This window comes from Muricauda sp. SCSIO 64092 (assembly GCF_023016285.1).
In the GTDB taxonomy this organism is placed as follows: domain Bacteria; phylum Bacteroidota; class Bacteroidia; order Flavobacteriales; family Flavobacteriaceae; genus Croceivirga.
The window spans coordinates 218,876-244,668 of record NZ_CP095413.1; the positions used below are offsets into that span (position 1 = coordinate 218,876).

The 25,793-nt window shown below is 42.6% G+C and carries 27 protein-coding genes; 14 read left to right on the top strand and 13 right to left on the bottom strand.

The window, feature by feature from the left end:
• Positions 1-36: 36 nt before the first annotated feature.
• Positions 37-2,199: a carboxypeptidase-like regulatory domain-containing protein gene (locus tag L0P88_RS00870; protein WP_247132759.1), complete on the bottom strand. Its 2,163-nt coding sequence runs from the start codon at positions 2,197-2,199 to the stop codon at positions 37-39.
• 654 nt (positions 2,200-2,853) lie between these two features.
• On the opposite strand from L0P88_RS00870, the gene L0P88_RS00875 reads away from it, so the two are divergent.
• The 11 genes from L0P88_RS00875 (at position 2,854) to L0P88_RS00925 (ending at position 14,474) form a co-directional block, all read left to right on the top strand.
• The gene (locus tag L0P88_RS00875; RefSeq protein WP_247132760.1) at positions 2,854-3,621 is read left to right on the top strand and encodes a hypothetical protein; all 768 of its coding nucleotides are present in this window, start codon (positions 2,854-2,856) and stop codon (positions 3,619-3,621) included.
• Positions 3,622-3,678: 57 nt separating this feature from the next.
• On the top strand, positions 3,679-4,605 hold the full coding sequence (locus tag L0P88_RS00880; RefSeq protein WP_247132761.1) for a nuclear transport factor 2 family protein: 927 nt from the start codon (positions 3,679-3,681) through the stop codon (positions 4,603-4,605).
• Positions 4,606-4,635: 30 nt separating this feature from the next.
• Positions 4,636-5,397, top strand: coding sequence for a hypothetical protein (locus tag L0P88_RS00885; protein WP_247132762.1), 762 nt, complete (start codon positions 4,636-4,638; stop codon positions 5,395-5,397).
• Between the two features lie 111 nt (positions 5,398-5,508).
• Positions 5,509-7,008 carry a serine hydrolase gene (locus tag L0P88_RS00890; RefSeq protein ID WP_247132763.1) on the top strand — a complete coding sequence of 500 codons (1,500 nt, stop codon included), beginning with the start codon at positions 5,509-5,511 and terminating at the stop codon, positions 7,006-7,008.
• A gap of 12 nt (positions 7,009-7,020) precedes the next feature.
• Entirely contained in the window at positions 7,021-8,697 is a 1,677-nt protein-coding gene (locus L0P88_RS00895; RefSeq protein ID WP_247132764.1) for an N-acyl-D-amino-acid deacylase family protein, read from the top strand.
• A gap of 441 nt (positions 8,698-9,138) precedes the next feature.
• Positions 9,139-11,166, top strand: coding sequence for a S9 family peptidase (locus tag L0P88_RS00900; RefSeq protein ID WP_247132765.1), 2,028 nt, complete (start codon positions 9,139-9,141; stop codon positions 11,164-11,166).
• A gap of 4 nt (positions 11,167-11,170) precedes the next feature.
• On the top strand, positions 11,171-11,869 hold the full coding sequence (locus L0P88_RS00905; RefSeq protein ID WP_247132766.1) for a DUF6090 family protein: 699 nt from the start codon (positions 11,171-11,173) through the stop codon (positions 11,867-11,869).
• Positions 11,869-12,480, top strand: a complete 612-nt coding sequence (locus tag L0P88_RS00910; RefSeq protein ID WP_247132767.1) for an FMN-binding negative transcriptional regulator — start codon at positions 11,869-11,871, stop codon at positions 12,478-12,480. Before L0P88_RS00905 ends, L0P88_RS00910 begins: the two co-directional genes overlap by 1 nt.
• A gap of 11 nt (positions 12,481-12,491) precedes the next feature.
• Positions 12,492-12,863, top strand: a complete 372-nt coding sequence (locus L0P88_RS00915; RefSeq protein WP_247132768.1) for a hypothetical protein — start codon at positions 12,492-12,494, stop codon at positions 12,861-12,863.
• A gap of 119 nt (positions 12,864-12,982) precedes the next feature.
• A complete protein-coding gene (locus L0P88_RS00920; RefSeq protein WP_247132769.1) occupies positions 12,983-13,402 on the top strand; it encodes a DUF2141 domain-containing protein in 420 nt (139 codons plus the stop codon).
• 130 nt (positions 13,403-13,532) lie between these two features.
• Complete coding sequence (locus L0P88_RS00925; RefSeq protein ID WP_247132770.1) at positions 13,533-14,474, top strand: LysR substrate-binding domain-containing protein; 942 nt, start codon at positions 13,533-13,535, stop codon at positions 14,472-14,474.
• Here L0P88_RS00925 and L0P88_RS00930 read toward each other — a convergent pair.
• Together L0P88_RS00930 and L0P88_RS00935 are read right to left on the bottom strand one after the other, a co-directional pair.
• Positions 14,471-14,890, bottom strand: coding sequence for a hypothetical protein (locus L0P88_RS00930; RefSeq protein WP_247132771.1), 420 nt, complete (start codon positions 14,888-14,890; stop codon positions 14,471-14,473). The genes L0P88_RS00925 and L0P88_RS00930 overlap by 4 nt on opposite strands.
• 84 nt (positions 14,891-14,974) lie before the next feature.
• Positions 14,975-15,172 (bottom strand): hypothetical protein, encoded by a 198-nt coding sequence (locus L0P88_RS00935; protein ID WP_247132772.1) that lies wholly within the window; start codon positions 15,170-15,172, stop codon positions 14,975-14,977.
• A 161-nt stretch (positions 15,173-15,333) separates the two neighbouring features.
• Here L0P88_RS00935 and L0P88_RS00940 point away from each other — a divergent pair, with 161 nt between their 5' ends.
• Complete coding sequence (locus L0P88_RS00940; RefSeq protein WP_247132773.1) at positions 15,334-16,593, top strand: D-alanyl-D-alanine carboxypeptidase; 1,260 nt, start codon at positions 15,334-15,336, stop codon at positions 16,591-16,593.
• On the opposite strand, the gene L0P88_RS00945 is transcribed toward L0P88_RS00940, so the two are convergent.
• From L0P88_RS00945 to L0P88_RS00960, 4 genes are all read right to left on the bottom strand, one after another.
• Positions 16,568-17,080, bottom strand: a complete 513-nt coding sequence (locus L0P88_RS00945) for a peptide-methionine (S)-S-oxide reductase (protein WP_247132774.1) — start codon at positions 17,078-17,080, stop codon at positions 16,568-16,570. The genes L0P88_RS00940 and L0P88_RS00945 overlap by 26 nt on opposite strands.
• Positions 17,081-17,086: 6 nt before the next feature.
• On the bottom strand, positions 17,087-17,698 hold the full coding sequence (locus tag L0P88_RS00950; RefSeq protein WP_247132775.1) for an NUDIX domain-containing protein: 612 nt from the start codon (positions 17,696-17,698) through the stop codon (positions 17,087-17,089).
• Complete coding sequence (locus tag L0P88_RS00955; protein WP_247132776.1) at positions 17,664-18,035, bottom strand: DUF4406 domain-containing protein; 372 nt, start codon at positions 18,033-18,035, stop codon at positions 17,664-17,666. Before L0P88_RS00955 ends, L0P88_RS00950 begins: the two co-directional genes overlap by 35 nt.
• Before the next feature lie 67 nt (positions 18,036-18,102).
• Positions 18,103-18,693, bottom strand: coding sequence for a Crp/Fnr family transcriptional regulator (locus L0P88_RS00960; RefSeq protein WP_247132777.1), 591 nt, complete (start codon positions 18,691-18,693; stop codon positions 18,103-18,105).
• Between the two features lie 212 nt (positions 18,694-18,905).
• Between L0P88_RS00960 and L0P88_RS00965 the strand changes: the two genes are divergently transcribed.
• On the top strand, positions 18,906-20,462 hold the full coding sequence (locus tag L0P88_RS00965) for a M81 family metallopeptidase (RefSeq protein ID WP_247132778.1): 1,557 nt from the start codon (positions 18,906-18,908) through the stop codon (positions 20,460-20,462).
• A gap of 2 nt (positions 20,463-20,464) precedes the next feature.
• Here the strand turns inward: L0P88_RS00965 and L0P88_RS00970 are convergent, their stop codons facing one another.
• From L0P88_RS00970 to L0P88_RS00980, 3 genes are all read right to left on the bottom strand, one after another.
• The gene (locus L0P88_RS00970; RefSeq protein WP_247132779.1) at positions 20,465-21,118 is read right to left on the bottom strand and encodes a DUF2461 domain-containing protein; all 654 of its coding nucleotides are present in this window, start codon (positions 21,116-21,118) and stop codon (positions 20,465-20,467) included.
• Positions 21,119-21,151: 33 nt separating this feature from the next.
• Complete coding sequence (locus L0P88_RS00975; RefSeq protein ID WP_247132780.1) at positions 21,152-21,511, bottom strand: four helix bundle protein; 360 nt, start codon at positions 21,509-21,511, stop codon at positions 21,152-21,154.
• Between the two features lie 63 nt (positions 21,512-21,574).
• A complete protein-coding gene (locus tag L0P88_RS00980; RefSeq protein ID WP_247132781.1) occupies positions 21,575-22,372 on the bottom strand; it encodes a TIGR00266 family protein in 798 nt (265 codons plus the stop codon).
• A gap of 144 nt (positions 22,373-22,516) precedes the next feature.
• Between L0P88_RS00980 and L0P88_RS00985 the strand changes: the two genes are divergently transcribed.
• The gene (locus L0P88_RS00985) at positions 22,517-23,170 is read left to right on the top strand and encodes an HAD family hydrolase (RefSeq protein WP_247132782.1); all 654 of its coding nucleotides are present in this window, start codon (positions 22,517-22,519) and stop codon (positions 23,168-23,170) included.
• A 160-nt stretch (positions 23,171-23,330) separates the two neighbouring features.
• On the opposite strand, the gene L0P88_RS00990 is transcribed toward L0P88_RS00985, so the two are convergent.
• The 3 genes from L0P88_RS00990 to L0P88_RS01000 all read right to left on the bottom strand — a co-directional run bounded on the left by L0P88_RS00990 (position 23,331) and on the right by L0P88_RS01000 (position 25,636).
• Positions 23,331-23,672, bottom strand: a complete 342-nt coding sequence (locus L0P88_RS00990) for a hypothetical protein (RefSeq protein WP_247132783.1) — start codon at positions 23,670-23,672, stop codon at positions 23,331-23,333.
• Positions 23,673-23,836: 164 nt separating this feature from the next.
• Complete coding sequence (locus L0P88_RS00995; RefSeq protein WP_247132784.1) at positions 23,837-24,550, bottom strand: LytR/AlgR family response regulator transcription factor; 714 nt, start codon at positions 24,548-24,550, stop codon at positions 23,837-23,839.
• Positions 24,551-25,636 (bottom strand): sensor histidine kinase, encoded by a 1,086-nt coding sequence (locus L0P88_RS01000; RefSeq protein ID WP_247132785.1) that lies wholly within the window; start codon positions 25,634-25,636, stop codon positions 24,551-24,553.
• Between the last annotated feature and the right edge of the window lie 157 nt (positions 25,637-25,793).

Consider the following 25,793-nt stretch of genomic DNA (forward strand, 5'->3'; position numbering starts at 1 on the left):
ATCCCTAATTTTAAGCATCCTTAATCCAGAAAGATTTTACAAGTTATCCAACTGGTTGCTTTTCTTATCATCACTCAAGGTCCAAAAGAAGCCCACAAAGAAGAAACTGTCCGCTGCCGGACGTACCGCCCTACGTTCAAATACTCCAACATTGTTTGGCGCATCTGCATATTGGTAATTATTGATGTTGTTTATTCCCAAAATATTGTTTATTGAAAAGAACAGGATCTTTTGCTGATCGATCAAATAGGCCCAATTAAAGCTTAGATTTTGGAACGGTCTGGTCCTTTCGGCCAAAAACTCCGGTGTATTGGGGTTATCATAAGGTCTCCCTGAACCATGTAGATAGGTTAACCCTATTTGTGAGCGAAGTTTGTCCGCCCAATATTTGGTCACAATTGAAAAACTGTGCTTCGGTGCAAAATTGGGAGTGGCCGCTTCGGGAAAGTTGCGAAAATCCCTTTCCGTATCCAAATAACTGTAAGAAATCCAATAATCCAGGTTGTCTATACTTTTATTGTCCCGCCAAAAAATATCCAGTCCAGTGGCATATCCACTTCCTGTATTGCTATATTCAGAGTCGAACTGCGGAAATTGGGTATTGAACTTTACCAAATCATCGTAGTCTTTGTAAAAGGCTTCCGCGCGAAAGGTCTTCCCATCGTTTAAGTACTGGTAATTAAAGATATAGTGCGATGTTTTTTCCGAGGTCACACTTCGGTCATATTTAAGTACATCCCGTATCGGGTTCTGGTAAAAGTCACCATAGGCCACAGAAAATTGGGAGAATTCCCCGCTTTTATAGGCCAATGAAAATCTGGGAGAAACGGTCAATTCGTCCAAAACCGAAGGGCGCTCTACCCTCCCCCCTAGCTTTAGGGCAAAGTCATTGCTAAAAAAGATATCCGTTTCCAAAAAACCTGCCCAAAGCACATCATCAAAACTACTTTCAAAAGAAAAACCGTCCGGTTGTTCTACGTTTTCCTTAAAATTGGTATGAAACACTTCAGCTCCCATATTTAACTCAAATCTATTACTGAAGCTTTTGGAGACCTTGGCTTTTAGATGACCTGCAGTTTCGTTGTTTTCTATAGCATTATCAAAGACCAGAATACTATTGGTGTCCCTGGATACACTGGCCCCCAAGCTCACCCCCCAGTCGCTCTCGAAAAAATGTTTGTAACTGGAATTGAAATAGAGGTTGTTGTTCCGTAAACGAAAGCGGACAAAATCCTCGAAATTGATATCCTCCTGGTCAATATCCAAATTGGAATAGTTGAAGCTCGTATACAATTTAAAGATGGTTCTATCGCCCTTGCTTCTAAAGACCCCTTCTCCCTGAATCGATTCAAAGGGTTTGTTCCATCGCACGCCTTGGGTAGAAGGTATCAAGCTCTCATAAGGGGCCAAATTGACGTATTGGGTGCTGAAACTTAGGGATTCCTTGCCCCAAATTTCGGTATGTCCCAATTGAGCCCCAACGGACATCGCCCCAATATCCGTTTTTTCCATATCGGGAACATCTATGGTATTCAATAACAGTACACTGGACAATGCTTGCCCGTATTCGGCGGAATAGCCCCCTGTGCTAAAGGTGATGCCCTTAAAAAGCATTGGGGAAAACCGACTTCTTGTGGGTATGTTCTGTGCGGTTCCAAAAAAAGGTTGGAATACCCTGATCCCATCAATAAATACCTGGGTTTCCTCAGCCCCACCACCCCTCACGAAAAGACGGCCGTCCTCGTTTATGGTGGTTGTCCCGGGAAGGGTCTGAAGCGCACCGACCACATCTGCCAAGGCTCCGGCTGTGGTTACAATGTCCAAAGGTTTTAAAACGGAAACCTTGGAATTGTCCCCGGCCTCAAAAGTTCCAGCCGTAAGGGTAACTCCCGTTAACTGGTTAATGACTTCGACCAATTTTATGTTGAGCTTCTGAAAATAGGAAACATCCCCCATTTCGTAGTGGGGGTCGTACCCCAAAACTGAAACGACCAAGGTTTGCGTTCCCGTTTCACCCGTCTCAAAGAAGAAAGCCCCGTTTTCATCCGTTGAAGCTCCATCATAGGTGCCTTCCAAATACACATTGGCTCCGGAAATGGCATTTCCGGCCTTATCGGTGACTACTCCGTCGATAGGGGTTTGGGCAGATGCAACCCAAACGTTAAGTAAGGTGGTTAAAAATACGGTTAGGTTTTTCATGACTGTTTGTTTTTTGATACCCCAAAAGTCACGTATTGGTCCAATCAAAGAAATTTAGGTCTACCCAATTGTAGCTTTATAGGGATGGATTGTGGAATGATTCACCAAAAAAACCTTCCCTTTAACAGATAGGTGTTACCAAGTTGAGATATATGGGGAACCGGGTATACGAAACAACTCCCTTAAAACATTGATTGCGGTGGATGGAATGCCGATCGGGACAAAAATTCCCAATTTGGGCTGCACTATTACCGAGAGTATTGCTGGGAGCAAGGAAACATTGCAGCATATGAACGATGAACGACCTGACCTCGTGGCTGGACATCAATGTAAAGGAAGCATTGGAAGGAATTGGGGCAAACTTTGGGAAAACCGCAATGGTATAAATGGAGGACCATCTCTTTTGAACCAATTTATAAACAACGGCAACTTATGTCCTAAATAATTAATTATCAAATTTTTAGTATATTAAAGGATTCGAAAAATTGTAGTGCACATTCAATTTTAGTTCCCTCCCTTTTGTTTTTGACACTTTACTTGCAGTTGGGTAGTTAGCCATTTTCCCTAAAAGCAAGTTTGTTTTCCTCTTCCCCGAAGGAATACCCCTACAGTACAGTTAATATTTATCATAATCAACCAATTAAATTTTTTAAAATGAAAACACGCAAAATGAAATTAGGCTTTGCCTTTATGGCGATGATCTTTTTATCGGGCTTAAATGCCCAGGAGAAAACCACACAAGCCTTTTGGATCCATGAAGATGTAGTGAAACCGGGAATGGTAGCGGAATACGAATCGGTATGTAAAGAATTGACCGCCAACATGAAAAAGTATGGGTTAAAGGATATGAACTCCATTGTTGCACAAACTTTGGACAACCACTATTTATGGGTAGGCCCCATTGAAAACATGGCACAAATAGACCGCCCCATTTTTAAGAACCTGGCCGAAAAAATGGGTGCGGAAAAAATGGGTGCCCTTTTTGACCGAATGGATAAGTGCTATGACATAGAACAAAACTATGTCCTCAATTTAGACCCAGAGCTTTCCTATACGCCCAGCGGCCTTACCCAAACACCGGAAGGACAACCCTACAGAAAATTCCATTATTTCCATTATACCCCGGGAAATAGGGCCAAAGTCATGGCCAAGGCCAAGGAAATAAAGGAAATGTTCGAAAGCAATAACTCCAAAATGGAATATAGGCTCTATAAAAGTGGTTTTGGGGTTAGGGGCGAATACCTTATGGTGGCGGTAGCAGCCAAAGATGCAGGTGATTATGCTGCCAAAGTGGCCAAAAACAATGAAGCCATGGGAGAATCCTGGGTAAAACTGTACAACACCTTTATGGCTACTTTGGAGGACTATCAAATCGTGGAAGGAATTATGCGCCCGGATATGGCTTATGTACCCTCCAACTAAACTGGTATGCCCCGGCCAATGCCGGGGCTTTGTATGACAACCTAAAATCAAATAAGAATGAAAAAAACGATCCATTTGGCAATGGCCGCTTTGTTATCCATTGCCTGTAGCCAAGGTCCTGTTCGTTATACGCAAGACTCTCCTGAAATTGATACCGTCAAAAAACTGATTGCCAACTACAATTCAAAGAACTATGACACCAGTTTTTTTGCGGATTCTTCGGAAACACGATACAACACAAGGGATAATCCTATGTCACCTTCGGAAACCATGGCATATCATAGGGAAACCGATGCTGCGTATTCCAGTAGGGGCTTTTTGGATGAAGACCAGGAATTTGAAATGGTAGTAACGGATGATGGGGAAACTTGGGTCAACTGTTGGTTGGATTGGAAGGGAACCGTCGCCGCAAGCGGTAAGGAAATAGTGATTCCCATCCATTTGACCTATCGTTTTGTTGATGGAAAAATAGTGCGTGAAGTTGGGATGTGGGACCCTACGGAAGTGGTACTTGAAATGCAGATGATTGAGGCCAAAAACAATATGTCCGCAGATGAAAAAGCAATGGACAAGCACTTTGATGTATTTGTAAATGAATTTATTAATGGAAAGGACTTAACAGCACTTGAAAAAGCTGTAACTGCAGATTTTGCACGCTATATGAACGGTATAAAAGTAGCAACTGGCCCCAAAGAAATGGGTGAAGGTTTTCGTGATACGTACATGAAGGCTTTTCCAAATTTGAAGGTCACGATACGCAATAGAACCTATAATGGCAATAAAGCCTTTGTCCACTGGAATTTTAAAGGCACAAATACAGGCGAATTTAATGGATCCGAACCTACGGGAAAGACCGTTTCCATTACTGGTTTATCCGAATTGAAATTTAGTCCGGATGGTAAAATACAGGAAGAACATCTTTTCTATAATGAATTGGCGTTGATGAACCAATTGGGATATGCACTCGGTCCAACCGAAGAATAAGTAAAGAAAAACAATCTAAATCCAATCACAATGAAAAAAGCAGTTTTCGCGCTATTGCTAGTGCCCCTATTTGTCTTGGCACAGGAGCGCCCAGAAGAGCCCGTTTTTATGAATGTAATGATCACTCCAAATCCCGCTAAGATTGCGGAGTTCGAGGCAGGTCTCACTGCACACAACAAGAAGTACCATGCCACAGGAGCCAATGCAGTCCGGGTCTATTGGATTGCCAGTGGGGAAAATTCCGGCAAGTACATCTGGAGCATGGGTCCCACCACATGGGCGGCATTTGATGAATCCACCAATCCAAGTGGAGATCACGCTAAGGATTGGAACGCCAACGTAGCCCCTTACGCCAAAGCCGAAATGGAAACTACCTATTGGAAAGGCGATGCCAAACATTCCAATTTCACCAAGGACTTTACCATGAAAAATCTGGCCATCTTTTATTTGGACATGAAACGCTTTAAGCAACAAGAGTTCATGTCCGTTTTGGGAAAAGTAACCAAGGTGTTCAAGGAAAAAGATGCGGATGAGCAATGGGGTGTTTATTGGAATCAGTTGAACAATAGGGACGGTAAGGATATGGTTTGGGTGAATTTCTTCGAATCCATGACCTGGATGGCCGAGGATAACATGTTCCCACAATGGTATGAAGAGGTCCATGGGGAGGGAACTTTTACGGAGTTCCTCAAGGAATTTGAAGCTTCCACCCATAGCGACTACCAAGAACTGTGGGCCTTTAGAGGTGATTTAAGTGGCTTATCCGGAGAGGTGGTCGTTACCCAAAATTAATAAAAACGGTTCCGCACCTATTCAAAGGCTCCTTAGGGGGCCTTTTTTATGTTCAAACGTAGGTACAGCATTAAATTTCCTATCTTACATACCACACCTAATCCAATCAAAATGAAAAAAATAACGCTCCTCACCCTGCTTTTTTTGGCCGTAACCATTTTATACGCCCAGAATTCCAAAAAGGTAAAAATACTTGATGGCATGATCCAACAAGGGATGACCGATTGGAAAATACCTGGTTTGGCTGCCGTTGTGGTCAAGGATGGCGAAGTAGTCTTTAAAAAGACCTATGGTGTAAAAAGCATTGCAACTAAAGAAGCCGTAAATGGACAGACCCTGTTTGCCATGGCATCCACTACAAAAGCCATGGTGGCCATGGCCCTGGGAATTTTGGTGGATGAGGGCAAATTGGATTGGAACGATAAGGTTGTGGACCACTTGCCCAACTTTCAACTCTCCGATCCCTATATTACCGCAGATGCCAGGGTAAAGGACCTGCTTACCCATAATCTGGGCATCGCCAATGCGGATGTGCTTTGGGTATTGGACAGCATTTCAACCGATCTTACCTTAAAACGGTTCAAACACACCAAAAAAATATATCCGTTACGAGGTGGATTCACGTACCAAAACATTATGTATGCTGCTGCAGGAGAAGTTATTGCAGCAGTGAGCGGTATGCCTTGGGACCGTTTTATTGAAATGCGATTGTTCAAACCCTTAAACATGAACCGTTCCCAAACCAAAGCAGCCAACATTCCAAAAGTTGAAAACTCCGTAACGCCACATTATGATTTTGGGGAGGGGGGTGTTCAAGTGGTCGATCGAAACTATTCCGACCAAATCGGTGCTGCCGGGATGATGTGGTCCAGTATTGATGATATTTCGAATTACTTGAAGTTTATTTTGAACAAGGGCATACAAAACCAGGATACCATACTGCAACCTGGTACCTTTAAAACCTTGTTCCAGCCCCATACCCTCATTCCCAAAAAACAATTTTATCCAACAACGAAACTCACCGAGCCCAATTGGTTGAGTTACGGGCTGGGATGGTTCCAACATGACTATCGTGGACAGAAATTGGATTTTCATACCGGTAGCCTCCAGGGGCTTATTGCGATAGCAGGGGTCATACATGATAGAAATACCGCAGTTTACGTATTTGGAAATATGGATCATGCCGAATTACGACATGCCATTATGTATCAGGTCATGGATTTATTTGCCTTTGATGATGAGGGTACCAATTGGCATCCCAAAATATTTAAGCTCTATGAAACCCTGAAAAAAGAAAGGATGGAAGGCGCACAAAAGCAAATAGGGGCGCGTTTGCCAAATACCAGCCCTTCTTTGGATTGGAATGCCTATACGGGAAACTACCATCACCCCCTTTGTGGAACCCTGAAAATAACATCCCATAACGAAACCTTGAAACTTGATTTCAATGAATTTCAACAAATAGAGGCCTCCCATTGGCATTTGGATACGTTTATGACCAAACCCAATAAACGATGGACATCCGCTTCGGAAATGGTTTTCCATATCAATGGGAAAGCCAAGGTCAAGTCCTTGGAATTCTCTGGGTATACCTTCACAAAATCGAATTAAAAACCAGTACTTATGAAAAAGCTAGTCAACCTATTCCCCGTTTTGCTTTTGGTTCTGGCCTGTAGCGAACCACAAACGTTTGATGTGCTCATTAAAAATGGGCAGGTGGTCGATGGTTCTGGAGAGACCTCTTATATCGGTAGTGTTGGAATCAATGTGGATACCATTGCCGCCGTGGGAAACCTTAAAAATGCAGTTGGGAAAACCGAAATAGATGCCAAGGGCCTTACCCTAGCCCCAGGATTTATCAATATGCTCAGTTGGGCAACGGAGTCCTTGCTGATCGATGGTACATCCGAGAGCGATATTCGGCAGGGGGTAACCCTGGAAGTTATGGGCGAAGGCTGGTCCATGGGGCCTTTGAACGCTAAAATGAAAGCGGAATCCCTCGCCTCCCAAAAAGACTATAAATACGAAATTGACTGGACCACACTTGGGGAATATCTCCAATCATTGGAAAATAGGGGAATCTCCTGCAATGTGGCTTCCTTTGTAGGGGCAACAACCCTGCGCATCCATGAATTGGAGTCCGAAAATCGACCACCCACGCCCGAAGAATTGGACCGGATGAAGGCATTGGCCAGAACCGCCATGGAAGAAGGTGCCATGGGAATCGGTTCTTCACTCATCTATGCCCCTGCCTTTTATGCGGGTACCGAGGAACTCATTGAACTGTGCAAGGTGGCCTCCGAATATGGGGGAATGTACATTTCGCATTTGCGTAGTGAAGGGGATTACTGGTTGGAAGCCATTGACGAATTGATCCGTATCGCTGCAGAGGCAAATATCCCAGCAGAAATCTATCACTTAAAAGCTGGCGGAAAGGACAATTGGGGGAAATGGGAGGCTGCAATCGCGAAAATTGATTCGGCCAGAAGCGCTGGGCTAAAAATTACCACTGATATGTACACCTACACTGCTGGAGCAACCGGTCTGGATGCTTCCATGCCACCCTGGGTGCAGGAAGGAGGGTATGGTGAATGGGCCAAACGTTTACAAGATTCCGCCATACGTAAAAAAGTGGCCCAGGAAATGCGGGCCAAAGGGGAGGGCTGGGAAAATCTTTATTTTGCCGCAGGGAGCCCCGAGAAATTGCTATTGAACGGGTTTCGCAACGATACCTTGCGTTATTTGACGGGAAAAACCTTGGGCGAGGTAGCCAAAATGCGCGGTACCTCCCCAGAGGAAACCGCCATGGACCTGGTAGTACAGGACAGTAGTCGTGTGGGTACCGTTTATTTCTTAATGTCCGAGGAAAATGTAAAAAAACAGATTGCCCTGCCCTACATGAGCTTTGGTTCCGATGCAGCCTCAATAGCTCCCGTTGTCCCTTTTACCAATTACAACCCCCATCCAAGGGCGTATGGAAATTTTTCCAGGTTATTGGGAAAGTACGTCAGGGAAGAACAAATCATCCCTTTGGAGGAAGCTGTGCGAAAGTTAAGTGCTTTACCCGCCAGTAACCTTAAGCTTAAAAAGCGGGGAATGATCAAGGTGGGCAACTATGCGGACCTGGCCCTTTTTGATGCTACAACCATTTTGGACAAAGCTACCTTTGAGGAACCACATCAATTTGCCAAAGGTATGGTACATGTATTTGTCAATGGAACGCAGGTGTTGAAAGATGGTGAACATACGGGAGCTACCCCAGGTAGGTTCATTAAAGGACCGGGGTTTAAGGAGAACTAATGTAATTCGCTGGTGGACCCCATTAGCTATCGTAACCCTCATCACCATCATCCTCTTTGCGAGGTTGGGGGTTCGCCTGTATAGGAGGTATCAAAAAATGAAGGATAAGGATAAAAACGGAACCTCTTAAGAACAATCAACTTTCTTTGAAAAATCCAGCAACGTTTTTTTTGGAAAAGTTGCTTTACGGATGAAATAGACATCGCTATTTCTACCGGTACCGTTCATAAAATGTGTAACCCAAAAATTCTTTCAATTACGGATTGCTTGGCCACAAAAACCACAGCAGAAACCCATAATCAACCTTTTGACCCCAGTGGGATCCGGGAAAGTTCCCAGTACTCCAAAATAGCCGGTTTTCCACTAGTGCCGTATTGAGGTTTCCCTAAGGTATTGGTTAAATCATTATCTTCAAACCAACGAACCCCAACCCAAAGAATTATGAAAAACCTGGTTTTCGCCCTCATCTATACCGTTGGACTATGCACCACCCTTGGGCAATCCAAATCCAACCTGGAACTATTGGACATATTCAATATGGAGTTTATTTCCGAACCGCAGATTTCTCCGGATGGGAATCAAATTCTATATGTCCGTAACTTCAAGGATGTGATGACCGATAAAAACCTGTCCAATATTTGGGTGATAAACGCCGATGGTAGTAAAAATCGACCCATCACCACTGGAAATCACAATGATTCCCACCCTAGATGGTCCAACGATGGAAAGAAGATCGTTTTTAAGTCCAATAGGGAGGATGACCGGACCAAACTTTACCTAATGTGGATGGACACCAAGGAAATGGTTCCCTTGACCAATACGCCAAAAGCACCTGGCCAGATACGTTGGTCCCCGGACGATCGCTATTTGGCCTTTACCATGTTTGTGCCCAAAGAAAACAAATCAATTATTGAACTACCCCCTAAACCTGAAGGGGCACGTTGGAACAAACCGCCAACTTATATCGATAAATTAAATTATAGGGGCGATGGTCAGGGGTACCTCAAAAGTGGGAATACGCAACTTTTCACGATATCCGTTGATGGGGGTACTCCCAAACAATGGACCTCGCAAAACTTTGACCACGGGGCACCGGAATGGTCAAAGGACGGTAGCAAGCTTTATTTTTCTGCCAACTTTAATCCGGACGAGGCCCTTGAACCGATGAACAGCGAGCTTTATGAACTCCATTTGAAAGACGGTAAAATAAGGGCATTGACAGACAGGTACGGACCGGATACCTCTCCCAAAGTAGCACCGGATGGCTCCAAAATTGCGTATTTGGGCCTGGACGATAAACTTCAAGGGTATCAATTGACACAGTTGTATGTCATGGATGTGGCCAGTGGTACACCACAACTTATTTCAGGTGATTTTGATCGTAGTGTGACCAATATTCAATGGGCAGGTGATGCCAAAGGGATTTATTTTCAATATCATGATAAGGGGGAGACCAAAATTGCCCATATTACCTTAAACGGAACCATTACCGACAAAGTAGGAAAAGTTGGAGGCCTTTCATTGGGGAGGCCTTACAATGCTGGGGACTATACCGTATCTTCATCTGGGAACATCGCCTATACTTTAGGGACTACCCAACATCCTGCGGACTTGGGATTTTACAGCAAACGGGGCAGCCAAAGACTTACCTATGTGAACAATGACCTCTTTTCATTCAAAGCGGTGGGCAATGTGGAGGAACTCTGGTGGAAATCTTCCTATGACCAAAGGGATATTCAAGGTTGGGTCGTAACCCCTCCCAATTTTGATCCCACCAAAAAATACCCGCTTATTCTTGAAATCCATGGGGGGCCTTTTCTTAGCTATGGGTCGGTTTATTCCGCGGAGATCCAAGCATATGCCGCCGCAGGATATGTAGTGCTCTATGCCAACCCCAGGGGAAGTGCCAGCTATGGCAGTGAATTTGGTAATCTTATCCATCACGATTATCCCAATCATGATTATGATGATTTAATGTCCGGTGTGGACGCTGTTATCGCTAAGGGTTTTGTAGACCCAACAAATCTCTTTGTAACGGGTGGCAGCGGGGGCGGCGTATTGACCGCCTGGATCGTGGGCAAGACGGATCGTTTTAAAGCAGCAGTTGTGGCCAAACCCGTTATCAACTGGACAAGTTTCGTTTTATATGCCGATGGAGCTGCTTTTTTCTCCAAGTATTGGTTTGGCAAAAGGCCCTGGGAAGACCCGGAAAACTATTTTAGGCGCTCTCCCTTGTCCTATGTGGCCAATGTCACCACACCGACCATGCTCCTTACGGGCGAAGAGGATTACAGGACCCCAATTGCGGAATCGGAACAGTTTTATACGGCCTTGAAGTTGGAAGGGGTGGAGACTGCCATGGTCCGTATACCGGGTGCTTCGCACGGAATTGCCAACAAGCCCAGTAATTTAATTGCCAAAATCGCCGGTATTTTGGCATGGTTTGATAAGCACAAAGCCCAGAAGTAGGCCAATGATCCATTTTTTTAGAAAGATCAGGGAAAAATTACTCGCCCAAGGTAAAATCACCAACTACTTGGTTTATGCTTCAGGGGAAGTAGTGTTGGTGGTATTGGGTATTTTAATCGCCCTGTATATCAATAATTGGAACGAGACCAGAAAAAATGAAATCGCCAATAAACAACTCTTGGTTCAACTTAAGGAAGAAAACACCTTAAATATCCATGACCTACAACAGGATTTGGAATATAGGGATACTATCAATGCTACGTTGTACGCATTTCATCAATTCCTGAAAAAAGAAGAAATAGAAAACAAACCGGAAGAACTAAGAAGTTATTTGACCGCTATGCTTAGGGCCACCTCTTATGGGCCGGCCAACAATTACTTAAAGAAATACATAAGCTCCAATACGGGAAGCAATTCCTATTTGGCGACCCAATTGATAAAACTTGATATGGACCAGTCGTTTTTAAAGACCATATCGACCAAAGCATTGGACTTCAAATTTGAAAAGTATTATGATTACCTGGCTTCGGATATTGATTTTGAAACCATGGAAATCCATTCCTTTGACAAATTGAAAAAACTCGAATTTCAAAACAATGTCATCCTTCTGGAGTCCATTGAAGAGGGAGTTCTTGATAAATTTGAGGACACCTTCGCCCAACAAAAACTGGTAGATTCCCTTATCACACTTGAACTTGACTAATGTACATACCACACCACTATAAAAATGAAAACCTCGAAGAGGTTCGTGAATTCATAAGGCAAAATAGCTTTGGGATTATGGTCAATCAAGTAGACGGTAAGCCCTGGGCAACCCATATCCCCCTGGAATTGGAAAAACATGGAAACAGGGAGGTGTTGGTAGGCCATATTGCCAAGGCAAACCCCCAAGGGAAAAGTTTCCATGCGGATTCCCAGGTACTGTGCATATTTCATGGCCCCCATGCCTATGTTTCCTCCTCCTGGTATAAAGAAGAGGAGGTCCCCACTTGGGACTATATTGCAGTACATGTGTATGGAAAATTGGAACTATTGAGTGAGGAAGAAACCATGCAGGCGCTGCATCGCTTGGTTGATCATTACGAAACTTCTTCAGAAAAACCACTATCGTTGAACGACCTGTCGCCCAAAACCCTGAGGCAGGTAAAGGGGGTCATCGGTTTTAGAATTGAAATCGAAGAGATTCAAGCTGCGTATAAATTAAGCCAAACCAGACAGCAGGATCATGCATCCATAATCAAAAATTTAAAACAACGCGGTGTAACGGAAACTGAAATTGCAAGACATATAGAAAAACAATCAGACAACCTCTAAACAACTACGCTATGATACACAACAAGTTCTGGCAAGGATTTTTCGCCATCACCCCCATGGCTTCCTTTGTCCTCATTTTAATTGGCTACCTTGTTTTTTTATTTTCAATCTTCAATAATTTACCGGAGCTGGAAAATAATGACGTCCCGCCCATGGAATTCTTTGGAGGATTGGGCTTTTTGATTTTTATGGTTTTTCTGGTCGTTATCATAAGTTTTGCCAGCCTCGTATTTTACATTGTCCATGCCGTGCAGAATCCTAACCTAAAAGATAACAATATGCTCATTGTGTGGATATTGCTTTTTATTTTTATTAGTGGCATTGGCCAATTTGTCTATTGGCTTGTGGAAATTGTAAGCAAGGGAACTAAAAGTACGACCTAATTGGCCATGGCCTGGTTACATTTCGTCATGGAAATCCAACAATTGGGTATCTCCCAGTTTTAAACCATGGTCTTCTCTTCTAGTTTTGGGTCATCATTAACGTTTAAATCAAGAAACCCATGAAAACTTTTGTATTTGTTTTATGTACCCTTATCAGTAGTCTTTTAATCAACGCCCAGGAAACGCAAGGCGCAACCATTACCGTAACCATTGACAATATTGTCAATGATGAAGGAAAAGTCATCATTGCGCTGCATTCCAGTGAAACCTTTATGCGAGGGGAAGGAATCATGAGTCAGGAAAGTACCATTACGGATGGTAAGGTGGAGTTTACCTTTGAAGGGGTGCCCGCTGGAACGTACGCCATAATGGCCTTACATGATGCCAATAGCAACAATAGAATGGACTATGAAGCTAATGGAATGCCCAAGGAAAGTTATGGTATGAGTGGAAATGAAATGACCATGGGGCCACCAAATTTTGAAATGGCCAAATTTAACGTGACCAACGAAGACCTGGAATTCAACATCCGATTCTAAGGCATTCTTCTTTATAAAAACCAAAAGGCCCTGAGATTTCAGGGCCTTTTGTATAAGCTATACCAATTTCAACTAAAATTTCTATAACTATTCCTGATAGATTTGTAGCTTTACGAATCAATCCAAAGGTATGACCATTACCCAATTGCAATATGTGCTTGCCGTTGCCGAGTACCAGAATTTCACTTTAGCCGCCGAAAAAAGCTTTGTGACCCAACCAACACTATCCATGCAGGTCCAGAAACTGGAAGACGAGCTGGACATCCTAATTTTTGATCGAAGTAAAAAGCCTATTGCCATTACGGAAATCGGCAAAAAAATTGTGGCCCAGGCAAAAAACATCGTGGCCGAGGCGGAACGCATGAAAGACGTTGTAGATCAGGACAAAGGATTCGTGGGTGGCGACTTTACCCTAGGTATCATCCCTACGGTAATGCCCACCTTACTTCCTATGTTCTTATCGACTTTCATTAAAAAATTTCCGAAGGTCAATCTGATCATTAAAGAGCAGGCCACGAACACTTTGATCCGGAACCTGGAGGACAATCATTTGGATGCTGCCATAGCTGCTACCCCACTTGGTATGGACTTTTTAATTGAGCGCCCCTTGTATTATGAACCTTTTGTAGGGTATGTCCCCCATACCCATAGGTTGGCCAAACTAAAGGAAATCTCCACGTCGGACCTCGATATTTCGGATATTCTACTGCTTCAGGATGGGCACTGCTTTAGGGACGGGGTAATCAACCTTTGCGGATCTTCAAAGAGTCCCCATAATGAGCATTTCCAAATACAAAGCGGAAGCTTTGAAACCTTGGTCAATCTTTCAAACGAAGGTTTGGGAATGACCTTATTACCCTTCCTCAATACCATGGAATTGGATGAGAAAAAGTCCACCAATCTAAAACACTTCAAAAAACCTTCTCCTGCGAGGGAAATAAGCATTATTTATCATAAAAGTGAATTAAAGCTCCAAATAACCGAAGCTTTAAAGGATACCATTGCGGGTATTGTTAGAGGGGCCATTGCCTTTCAGGATGTGGAAATCATAAGTCCGCTCAATAAGAATTAGTCCTGTTTTTCATAACGGTACAGACAGCCTTCTATGCACAAAATTGGACTTGAAGGTGAAAGCACCAAATCCTCCCCTTCAAACCAAAAGTTATACACGGATTTAATTCTCATTTGTCCTTGTTTTGGGTTTAGATGTAGTTCATCCTCAGTGACGGAAAAATCGCCTTTGCTAAAAACAGTTCCGGGTGTTCCGCTTAGTAAAGTATAGGTGCCGTTGGCTGCAAAAGAAAATTCCTGGTAAAAATCGGTTATAGTGAAATCTTCGGGCAAGGGTCCTCCTGCACTTATCTTTACCCCGTTCAGTTGCCAAATACCTAACAGATTTACTTCCCCATCCAGGACATCTATTTGATTCCCATCACTATCCGAACACGACCGCAAGAGAACACATGTGAACAACAGCATCAATCTCATAAACATTTGTTTTGTCCATTGGATTCATTGAAAGAATTTGGTTGCCCCGGAAAAGCAAAAAAACCGCCTTTCGGCGGTTTTGTACTATACTTTAAGATAAATGAGACTCGGTCGCAGCTCCGGTTTATCGGTAATGAATTGTTTTAACCAGATTCTAAGTTCCTCGATTTCATCAGGCAAAAGCCTTGAAACCGCTTTTTTTACTTCTTTTGCGAACAGCCTGGCATCAAAACTGACTTTTTGCAAAACAGTTTTGGTGTACTCTAACATCGCTCTAGCCATTTGTAAAATGAATATTTAAGGTTAAAAGGTTATTGTACTAAGTTACTTACAAATAGTATATCTTGAAGCCTTTATAGCGTTAAAAATTGAATAATTTGTTGTTAAAATCAATTAAGGGGCCTTCTCAAGTATTTTTATATCAAATACTTAAGCTTAGGATTGTGTTTAGCATCCTTTTGCTAACCACCCTGATCGGTTGTGCCGGCCTACAATTCAAGGCTATCAAAAAACAAGTACTGAACGACTTTACGTCAGAAAAACTAAGCCACCAGCATACCGGATTTCTACTGGTGGATATCGGGACGAATGATACCTTGTTCAATATCAACGGTGCCAAGTATTTTATTCCAGCCAGTACAGCCAAACTTTTTACGTACTATGCCTCCCTAAAGCTATTGGGAGATTCACTTCCTTCTTTAAAGTATATCCAAGAAAACCAGAATGTAACCATTTTGGGCACTGGTGATCCTACCTGGCTGCATCCCCATTTTAAAAATGAACTGCCCATTGCTTTTTTAAAACGGTTCGATTCCATTTACTTGTATTTGGATAATTACGAAGGGGAAAAATATGGCCCGGGATGGGCTTGGGAGGACTACCCCTATTACTTCTCCCCCGAAATTTCTACCATTCCCCTCTATGGGAACGTAGTCACCGTAACACCCAATAATCCGTTAACCGTTATTCCTGACCATTTTGCAACGGCTTTCCAAAATAAGGTAGAAGGGCCCCCTAGGGACTGGAATGAGAATCAATTTTATCTCTCCAAGCAAAACAAGGACACCTTACAGATACCCTACATCACCTCAAAGAAATTAACCGTAAAACTGCTTAGCGAAGAAACCGGGAAACCTATTGGACTTCTGGACTCCATAGCTCCCAAAAAATGGAAAATCCTACCGGGGATACCAAGGGATTCTGTCCTGAAACAGCTATTATGGGAAAGTGATAATTTTTTGGCCGAACAACTCATGCTACTATGTTCTTCCAAGATTTCGGACACCCTGAGTTTTGAAAGGGCCAGGGATTCCGTTATTGGGAAATACCTGGTTGACCTGGACCCCATGCCCAGATGGGTGGATGGATCCGGCCTATCCAGATATAACCTGTTTACTCCAACAACAATGGTCAACGTTTTAAAAAAGCTTTATAGGGAAAGTGACTCCCTTCAATTGTTCACCTCCATTCCCCAATGGGATTCAAATGGGACCATTTCCCTGGGAAGTGGTACCGCTAAAAGTTCCTTTATTTATGCCAAATCCGGTTCCATGGGCAATATCTACAACCTCTGTGGCTATCTTAGGACCAAATCTGGTAAAATATTGCTATTTAGCTTTATGAACAACCATTTTAGACGGCCGAGTAGTGACGTACGGCAAAATATGTATGCTATCCTCAAAAGGGTTCATGAAACGTATTAGCCATTTTTGGATTTACAAGGCTTGAAAATTTTTCAAGCAATACCTTCAATTTTGGTGAAATATAGGTTTCACAAAAAGGTTTCCCGGGATTTTCATAGTAGTAGTTATGGAATTGGGTAGCTGAAGGTTTAAAACTATCAAATCGTAGTACTTTAGTAATCAGTTTATTATCGAAATCCTTTTGCAAGCCTTCCAAAATTAAAAGGGATTTTTTCCTGTTTTCTTCGTCGAAGGCATAAATCGCGGAGCGATACTTATCCCGCATGGAATGCTCCGAAGTACTCTTATGTGTATGAAGATGGATTTCAATAATGTCCCCAAGGTCAATATGTTCCTTATGATAATGTACTATGACGGCTTCAGAAAAAGAATCCCCATTTCCCTTAGGGGCAATAAAACCTTGTTCTACCCTGGTTACTCCTTTTAAGGATTGAAAAATTGCTTCCGTACACCAATGGCAGCTTCCTCCTAAACCAATTTTTTCCATGTGGTTTTAGTCGTAAAAAGACGGTTCAAATAACTGGTTGATCTGTGCCCATTGCAATAAGAGTATGGTTTTGGCATCTTTGATTTCCCCTGTTTTCATGAGTTGTAAAGCTTCTGTAAAGGCCAGTTCCAATACCTCAATATTTTCGGTTTCCTCTTCTGAGCCACCTCCTTCACCAACCTTCATGCTGACATCGTATTCACCGATAAAAAAATACAGGATTTCGGTTACCGAACCGGGTGACATATAGGATTCAAAAACCTTTTCAACTTTGTCGATCTTGTAACCCGTCTCTTCCTCCACTTCCATTTTTATGGTTTCTTCGGCATTGCCCTTTTCCAGAATGCCCGCACAGGCTTCGATCATCATACCATCCTCATTACCATTAAGATAGGTTGGCATACGAAACTGTCTTGTAAGGACCACAGTACCCTTTTCCTTGTTGTAAAGTAGAATGACTGCCCCATTTCCGCGGTCATATGCCTCACGAACCTGGGTCTCCCAAACACCATCCTCACGTAAATACTCAAAGGTAACCTTCGTCAAAGAGTACCAATTATCTGAAAGTAATTCTTTTTGGATATTACGAACTGATTTGTTCTGCATCTGGTATTTCATTAATGGTATAAAAGATTTTCAATCCCAAGGATCTGGCAATCTCAACATCCTTATCAGCTCCCATTGAATTCCCTGGAATACGTAAAACAGCATCACATTTGGTTAACAGCCGATGAGCGGTGGGATATTGAATTTCCCTAAAAATCCCATCCCCTACTTCTTTCGAGCCCGCTAAACGTATCAGGGGATTTGCTACCCACTCCCCTATCATTGGAATATGGCCTTTTTTAAAAATCGGTAACGCCATGGCTTCAAGTTGTTCCATATTCTTTTTTATCAATACTGGATCATTTCCCGTCCCACTTCGATAAGGACCTGCAATCAATATTAACATCATAAACCTTATTTTTTTGCAAAGCAACCCTTTTCAATTCTTTTTAAAAATAAGATAGTTTAAGAATCGGTCATTTGTTTTTAACCTGACTCAAAAACTCTGGCGTAACCCCTAGATAGGAAGCCATTTGCTTTTGGGATACCGATGCTACTATTTTTGGGTATTTGTCCACAAAGGAACGATATCTTGTGGCCACATCCATTGAAAGTTGTCTTAGCAACCTTGACTGCTCGCGTATATAAGCACGTTGAAATAAAATCCTAAAAAACCGTTCAAGCTTTGGTAGTTCCTGGAGAAGCGATTCGAAAATTTCATATCGCAACCCGATAAGCTTTGAATTTTCAATGGTTTCCAAAGAAACCTGGGCAACATCTTGATTGGCAAAACCATTCATATCAGTTATCCACCAATCTTTGACGGCAAACATCACTGTGGATTCTTTTCCTTTTGCATTCAGGTGGTAAGCCCTTAGGGCTCCACTGACCACATAAAAAATGGTACTTACTTTACTCCCTTGGGACAATACCACATCATTTCTTGGAACATCCATAAATTCCAGGTTTGCCGAAATGATTCGTTTTTCCATATCTGAAATAGGGATATGTTTTTCAAAATTCCTAAAGAAAGGAATTAAATAGTCATGGTTTGCATAATAACTCATCTGCAGATTGGATTATATCATTGTGGCCTCCTTTGCATATGGTCTCCAAGGAGTTCCTCTCCTCCGTTTTTAAGTCCCTCATTTTTCAAAATCCATTTTTTACATTGGTAATTTTAAAGGTAGCCATTTCGACCATTTTTTATGGTATTGCAGAACGTATTCCCATCCCCCCAATTAGTATATTTATGGTCAAACTTCCTTAATTACATCTAATGACGCAAAAAATTGGTTTTTTACTATTGCTTTTAGGCTTCTTTGTAAGCTGCAATCCAAAGCCTGAATCGGAAAAGTTACCTCGTATCGCCATTGCGGGAATTGGCATTGAATCCAGCACTTTTTCCCCAGCCAGAACACATGAGGAAGCTTTTCATGCTAGGATTGGGGATTCCATCTTTGACCGTTATCCTTTTTTTGATAAAGACACCGATATTAGAAAACGAGCGGAATGGATTCCTACCTTTCTTGGCAAATCCCTTCCTGGTGGAATGGTGACCAGGGAAGCCTACGAGTCCATGGTATCAAAGACCTTGACGATGCTCAAAGAAAATGGTCCCTATGATGGACTGTGGTTTGATATTCATGGGGCAATGAGCGTAGAAGGCCTGGAAGATGCCGAGGGCGATTTGATAGCGCGCATCCGAGAGGTCATCGGTACTGAGGTATTGATTTCCACCTCAATGGATTTGCACGGTAATGTTTCCCAAAAATTGGCCAAACATAGTGACCTGATCACTTGCTATAGGATGGCTCCCCATGAAGATGCCCTGGAATCCAAGGCACGTTCCATTACCAACTTGTTGGACCGATTGCAAAATGGAATGGGAAAGCCCAGATACAAAGCCTGGATACCTGTACCCATCCTTTTACCAGGTGAAAAGACCAGTACCCGAATAGAGCCGGGCAAAGGGCTCTATGCACAAATACCATCCGTGGAATCCAAAGAAGGCATTATCGATGCTGCCATATGGGTTGGCTATGCTTGGGCGGATGAATCCCGAAACCATGCCGTGGTCATGGTCACTGGGGATGATAAGGAAGAAGTTACCCAGGGAGCGGAACAACTTGCCCAAAGTTTTTGGGATGTTCGGCACGAGTTTGCATTCGTGGCTCCAACCACAAGCTTTGAAGAAAGTATGGAACTAGCTTTAAAAAGTGATCAACCACCGTACATCATTAGTGATATGGGTGACAATCCAACCGCGGGAGGTGCGGGGGATGTTACTTGGACATTGCGGGAAATCCTATCAAAAAAGGAATTCAAGGATGGAGCAGGTCCATCATTGATCTATGCATCCATTCCCGGGCCTGAACTTATTGAACAGGCACTAAAGGTAGGTGTTGGAGGCATGGTAAATGCAAAAGTTGGTGCCGCCGTGGATAGTCGCTTCGCCCCTCCCCTGGCCCTGGAAGGGAGTATTACCGCAATTAAGGAAGGAGATCGTGATGCCGAAACTGAAGTAGTGGTCAAAACAGGAAGCGTCCATGTCATCGTTACCAAAAAAAGAAAACCGTACCACCATGAAAGTGATTTTATCGAACTGGGATTGGACCCTAGAACAACGGACATCTTAGTGGTAAAAATTGGCTACCTGGTTCCCGAGTTATACGATATGAGAGGGGATTGGACCATGGCACTTACTCCCGGTGGTGTGGATCAGGATTTGGAACGATTGGGCCATAAAAATATTAAAAGGCCTATGTTCCCGTTGGATCTAAACATGGAAGACCCTGACTTACACGCGAGGTTGATTCCTGCATCAAATGAGTAGTTTTACACGGTAACCGCTTGATTGAGATATCGTCTAAAAGGGAGCATTTCATCATAGACCTCTATAAGAAATGCTTCAAAGTCACCATTGAGTACCACATCCGTGGAAAATTCCATGGCTACCGCAAAGGTCTTATGTCGTAACAGATCAATATGGGGATGGTCATTGGAAAAGCCTTTGGGCGCGGATTTTAGTTTTTCGTCCTCATATAACCCTCCAAAGCGTTTCTTAAAGGCTTTTTTGTCCAAGATTTTCTTTAGTTCTTCCCCATCATAGTCAATGGCCTCCCTAATACTTCGCAATCGTTTGGCATCGGGTCGCCATAATCCCCCAGCGAACATGGAGCGTTCAATCCCTACTTCCACATAAAAGTCGCCCGTACCGGGGCGTTTATCAAATCCTGCACCAAAGTGATCTTTATAAATCGGTTTATTGGGATGGAACATAAGGTTGTTATTGATCCTATTGATGCCTTTTTTACCCGGTGTATCATAGTAATCATCATCCATGGTCGCCAATTTGGCGTTCATCCCGTCCAACCAACCAATGTAATCGTCACGGACTTCCTTGTACCATTTCCGATTGGCATCCATCCATTCCTTGGTGTTGTTCTTTTGCAGTTGTTTTAGGAAATTGACCAGGTTTTTGAAGTTCATAATGTCAGATGCTCGAAGTTTGATGTCCGGTTCTCAAAGTTTATTTCTAAAGGCTATCAGCATGTTCATCAATTTGAAGCTAGAATTGTATAACTCTTCAAATTTATCTTCACTGATATATTTCCTATAATTTGCTTTATGAAGACAGGTAACAACCTCGGCCAACGATCGTGCCGAGTATCCCAAAAATTTTCGGAATTCGGGTTTTGATTGAATAATTGCACCTTCCGAAATATTTAATGCAACGGAATCAACAGCACGACAAATCTGGGAAGTCAGATTATACATTTCCTTTTTAGGAAAGTCCTCTGTCAGTTTATTTATTACCTCTCCCAACTCCATGGCGTCTTGCCAGATATGAAGTTTTTCAAATTTGAATTTTGCTGAATTCACCAAATTTAAGAGGTTTAACTACAAACATACGAAACTCCGTCAACGAGCATCAAACATCCACCATTAAAACCCCCTATCCCCCATGGCGATATCGCCCAAAGTACCTAAAATACTTCCTTCACCTTTATCCTTGCCCCCTCTGGGTACCGCCGCCAACACACGGCCAGCCAATCTACTAAAGGGTAGGGATTGGATATATACTGTTCCCGGTCCTCGTAGAGTGGCAAAAAACAAACCTTCCCCACCAAAAACGGTATTTTTTATCCCGCCCACAAACTCAATATTGTAATCCACATCTTTGGTAAAACCAACAATACAGCCCGTATCCACTTTCAGTACCTCACCAGGGGCCAAGGTCTTTTTGGCCAGCGTTCCTCCCGCATGGACAAAAGCCAGTCCATCGCCTTCCAACTTCTGCATGATGAATCCTTCCCCTCCAAAAAGGCCGCGACCCAATCGTTTTGAAAATTCAATGCCTACGGTCACCCCCTTGGCAGCACATAAAAAGGCATCCTTCTGGCAGACGAATTTCCCCCCCACTTCGGATAAATCTATGGGAACTATCTTTCCGGGATAGGGAGAGGCAAAGCTGACCTGCTTTTTGGCCTGTCCAATATTTAGAAAAGCCGTCATAAAAAGACTTTCCCCGGTCAATAAACGTTTTCCTGCTGAAAACAGTTTCCCCAACACTCCGGATTCCTGATTGGAACCATCACCAAAGATGGTGTCCATTTTAATATCCGTATCCATCATCATAAAGCTTCCTGCTTCGGCCACAACAGCCTCCTGGGGATCCAGTTCTATTTCTACATATTGCATTTCTTCCCCGTATATCTCGTAGTCTATTTCGTGTGCGTTCATTTTTTAATTGATTTAGTGTTTATATATCGTATGGTAAAAATACTTCAGGCTTTGCAGTAATACTTCTATTAGTTGTCTTATTTTAGATTCTGTTACATCCATCAAGAAAATTCAAATAATCCAGGACATTAAAACGTAATTTTTATGATTGAAGGCGTGATTTTTGATTTTAACGGAACGCTGTTCTTTGACACCCATCTGCACAACCAGGCTTGGGATATTTTTTTGGAAAAACATGCCCTAAAATTAACTGATAGGGAAAAAGACCAGAAAATTCATGGAAAGAACAATACGGAAATACTGTCCAACCTGTTTTCCGCTGAATTAAGCCCCAATGAAATCAAAAGACTGGGTATTGAAAAAGAGGATATCTATCAGTCCCTTTGCTTGGACCATGAAATGGCATTGGCACCCGGAGCAATAGATTTTATCGAATACCTGGCGAGCAAAAAAATACCCTATACCATCGCCACGGCATCCGATTTGTACAACCTGGAATTTTATTTTAAACATTTGGACCTTGGAAGGTATTTTGACCTTTCCAAAATCAGTTACAGTAATGGTAAGGTCAAAAGCAAACCAAATCCCGAGATATTTTTAAAGGCGATGGGGATTTTGGGAATCTCCCCCCATTCCACCCTGATTTTTGAAGACTCCCCATCGGGTATTCTTGCAGCGGAAAATGCCAAGGCAAAAAAAATAATTATTGTCAATTCGACCAACACGGATTATGGCCATTGGCCCTATCAGGAAATAAAGGATTTCTCGCAGGTTGATAAGGCCGTTTTCTCCATTTAGCCCTTAAAATAAAAGCCTGGCAAATGCCAGGCCTTTACTTCAAAAGGATGCTATTCCCGCTGTTCTTGGTTTGCATTGGTGAATGAAGATTACGCTACTAAACTCCTGCATTTATGGCAAACCGAACTTCACGGTTCCATATTCATCATGCCTAAAGGCATTAGGGTTTTCCCAACCACAACCTTTGGTCTATCAGAATGCCCCCTTTTGAGGAAACCGCTATTCTATACATTCCTTTTTTGGAGTTGTTAAAATCAAAGATCTTCCCGACCAAATGGCCGTTCCCCAATACTTCTTTATGGAGCAGTGTATTATTGCGCGAGAAAATCTTTACGGTATATACCTCCTGCGCCATGTTCAGCACCGAAATGGTTACCCTGTTGTCCTTCTGCTGTATCCTTGGATCGGAATTGTCGTAGAAGGGTTTTGCATTTGCGGTGATGGAAACCAATAAAATGAACCCAACCACCATTACTTTTAAAAACATGCCCATTTTTTTCATCGTGATATTTTTAAGTGAAACATTAAACTTATAGCTAATGTAACGGACCTTTTCACTGCTTGGATTTTTAAATGCCCAAGGAAACAATTGGGTATACGAAAGGGGGAAATACTAATACTAAATTTTTGGATTGGTCCTGAAAAACAGATCTATAAGGGCTGGAATCAGATACGGTGTTTGTCCAGTTTTTCCAATACTTCCTGCTTATAGACATTGCCCAGTGGAAAGGATTTTCTATCAATGACCAAATAGGTATTGGTATAGTTCTGAATGTGCTCAATATTTACCAAATAGGATCGGTGTACACGAAGGAAAAGATTGCTGGGCAATTTATTTTGCATTTCGCCAATGCTCACCATGGTAATATAGTTTTTCCCGGGGGTCACAATCTTCACATGGTTTTTTAAACTCTCCAAATACAGGATATCCAAAAGATTGATCTTTACATTCTCCCTATCGCTTTTCACATAAATATGGGAGGTAGGGCCTGGATTGTTTCCTTGGCGGTTCCCTTCCAATCGTCGCAAACGCCTTATTTTGGCAATCGCTTGCATAAACCGGTCCAAGGAGATGGGTTTTAACAGATAGTCCAGTACATCCAGTTCAAATCCATCCAAGGCAAACTTTCGATGTGCCGTTGTGATAAGCACCAGGGGCGGATCTTTTAACGACTTCAAAAAAGAAAGTCCATCCATCTTGGGCATTTCAATGTCCAAAAAAATAAAGTCCACCTTATGGTTTTGAAGTACATCAAAGGCTTGGGTAGCATTTCTACAGGAAGCCACCAACTTTATATCATTAAATTCCTTTAAATGGGATTCAATGACCTTAATCGCCATTGGCTCATCATCCACGATCATACAATGTAAAGTCTCCATTTAATTATGTGGTATTTCCAGTTCTACCTTGTAGGTGTCGGATGGGTTAATCGAAAGTACGTAGCCGTCACCATAAATCAACTCCAAACGCTTGCGGACGTTGAGCAATCCAATGCCACTATTGATTTCCGGTTTCTTCGGGTTTTCCCCCTTTTTATTTGACCCAAGACTGTTTTCCACTACAAAATGGAAGCTGTCTTTTAGTACTTTTCCCGTAATATGGATCCAGCTAATATCGGAATGGACCGAAGGTCCATGCTTAAACGCATTTTCCACAAAGGAAATTAAAATAAGAGGGGGAATCTTAACATTATCGGTATCCCCTTCCATCTCATAACGCACTTCCAATTCCTCTCCATACCGTATGCGTTCCAAATGGATATAATTGGTCAAATTGGCCAGTTCCTTGTCCAAAGGTATCAAGGTGTCATTGGATTCATAAAGCATATAATTCATAATCTCGGATAACTTTATGACCACCTCCCCTGCTTTTTCGTCCTTGGTCAAGATCATCCCATAGAGGTTGTTTAAGGTATTGAACAAAAAATGGGGTTGCAACTGGTGTTTCAAAAACTGGAGTTCCGTCTTTAATTTCTGGGTAAGTAAGTCCTTGGTATACCTTTCGTGCGTAATCTGTTGCTGAACAAACTTAATAGTGATGACCAGGGATACTACAAACAGCAAATCCAATACCTTGTAGGCGAGCTTAAACGTCAAGAATTGGGAATCATCAATTTTGTGCAGATATTTGGCAGAAGGCAGAAGGTATTTACTGACATAATAAAAATCCAATACCCTTATCAGTACCCCACCGACCAGAGCCAGACCGATCGTAATCAAAAACAGGGAAACATACCGCTTCTTTTTGGAATACCGCGGTAACAAATAGTAGACCACAAAGTAGGTAAAAGAAAGTTTTATGGGAAGTACACAAAGTTCCAATATCAACCATGGCAAGTACTCCCCCGTGCCATAGGAATTACCATTGACCACCACATAAAACGCCCACCACATGCACCAGTAGGCAACATGTCTTAGAATGCGCTCAAGCGACCAGGTATCGTATGTCTTGGAAAATGGAAACACCCACAAAAGTAATCAACCCCTCAGCTGATTGCACACAAAAAAGAACCAAGCCCTGTTTTATTGATATGAAAATGCTTTTTTTTAGTACGAATGCAAAAGCAAAACCTGATAAAAGTCGAGCGCATTCGCGCTTTCATTCCGTGTGGCCCATTTCATA

Bases quoted from the DNA above. Each gene is read 5' to 3' on its own strand.
- L0P88_RS00870 (WP_247132759.1), bottom strand. From the start codon at position 2,199: ATGAAAAACCTAACCGTATTTTTAACCACCTTACTTAACGTTTGGGTT.
- L0P88_RS00875 (WP_247132760.1), top strand. From the start codon at position 2,854: ATGAAAACACGCAAAATGAAATTAGGCTTTGCCTTTATGGCGATGATC.
- L0P88_RS00880 (WP_247132761.1), top strand. From the start codon at position 3,679: ATGAAAAAAACGATCCATTTGGCAATGGCCGCTTTGTTATCCATTGCC.
- L0P88_RS00885 (WP_247132762.1), top strand. From the start codon at position 4,636: ATGAAAAAAGCAGTTTTCGCGCTATTGCTAGTGCCCCTATTTGTCTTG.
- L0P88_RS00890 (WP_247132763.1), top strand. From the start codon at position 5,509: ATGAAAAAAATAACGCTCCTCACCCTGCTTTTTTTGGCCGTAACCATT.
- L0P88_RS00895 (WP_247132764.1), top strand. From the start codon at position 7,021: ATGAAAAAGCTAGTCAACCTATTCCCCGTTTTGCTTTTGGTTCTGGCC.
- L0P88_RS00900 (WP_247132765.1), top strand. From the start codon at position 9,139: ATGAAAAACCTGGTTTTCGCCCTCATCTATACCGTTGGACTATGCACC.
- L0P88_RS00905 (WP_247132766.1), top strand. From the start codon at position 11,171: ATGATCCATTTTTTTAGAAAGATCAGGGAAAAATTACTCGCCCAAGGT.
- L0P88_RS00910 (WP_247132767.1), top strand. From the start codon at position 11,869: ATGTACATACCACACCACTATAAAAATGAAAACCTCGAAGAGGTTCGT.
- L0P88_RS00915 (WP_247132768.1), top strand. From the start codon at position 12,492: ATGATACACAACAAGTTCTGGCAAGGATTTTTCGCCATCACCCCCATG.
- L0P88_RS00920 (WP_247132769.1), top strand. From the start codon at position 12,983: ATGAAAACTTTTGTATTTGTTTTATGTACCCTTATCAGTAGTCTTTTA.
- L0P88_RS00925 (WP_247132770.1), top strand. From the start codon at position 13,533: ATGACCATTACCCAATTGCAATATGTGCTTGCCGTTGCCGAGTACCAG.
- L0P88_RS00930 (WP_247132771.1), bottom strand. From the start codon at position 14,890: ATGAGATTGATGCTGTTGTTCACATGTGTTCTCTTGCGGTCGTGTTCG.
- L0P88_RS00935 (WP_247132772.1), bottom strand. From the start codon at position 15,172: ATGGCTAGAGCGATGTTAGAGTACACCAAAACTGTTTTGCAAAAAGTC.
- L0P88_RS00945 (WP_247132774.1), bottom strand. From the start codon at position 17,080: ATGGAAAAAATTGGTTTAGGAGGAAGCTGCCATTGGTGTACGGAAGCA.
- L0P88_RS00950 (WP_247132775.1), bottom strand. From the start codon at position 17,698: ATGAAATACCAGATGCAGAACAAATCAGTTCGTAATATCCAAAAAGAA.
- L0P88_RS00955 (WP_247132776.1), bottom strand. From the start codon at position 18,035: ATGATGTTAATATTGATTGCAGGTCCTTATCGAAGTGGGACGGGAAAT.
- L0P88_RS00960 (WP_247132777.1), bottom strand. From the start codon at position 18,693: ATGAGTTATTATGCAAACCATGACTATTTAATTCCTTTCTTTAGGAAT.
- L0P88_RS00965 (WP_247132778.1), top strand. From the start codon at position 18,906: ATGACGCAAAAAATTGGTTTTTTACTATTGCTTTTAGGCTTCTTTGTA.
- L0P88_RS00970 (WP_247132779.1), bottom strand. From the start codon at position 21,118: ATGAACTTCAAAAACCTGGTCAATTTCCTAAAACAACTGCAAAAGAAC.
- L0P88_RS00980 (WP_247132781.1), bottom strand. From the start codon at position 22,372: ATGAACGCACACGAAATAGACTACGAGATATACGGGGAAGAAATGCAA.
- L0P88_RS00985 (WP_247132782.1), top strand. From the start codon at position 22,517: ATGATTGAAGGCGTGATTTTTGATTTTAACGGAACGCTGTTCTTTGAC.
- L0P88_RS00990 (WP_247132783.1), bottom strand. From the start codon at position 23,672: ATGAAAAAAATGGGCATGTTTTTAAAAGTAATGGTGGTTGGGTTCATT.
- L0P88_RS00995 (WP_247132784.1), bottom strand. From the start codon at position 24,550: ATGGAGACTTTACATTGTATGATCGTGGATGATGAGCCAATGGCGATT.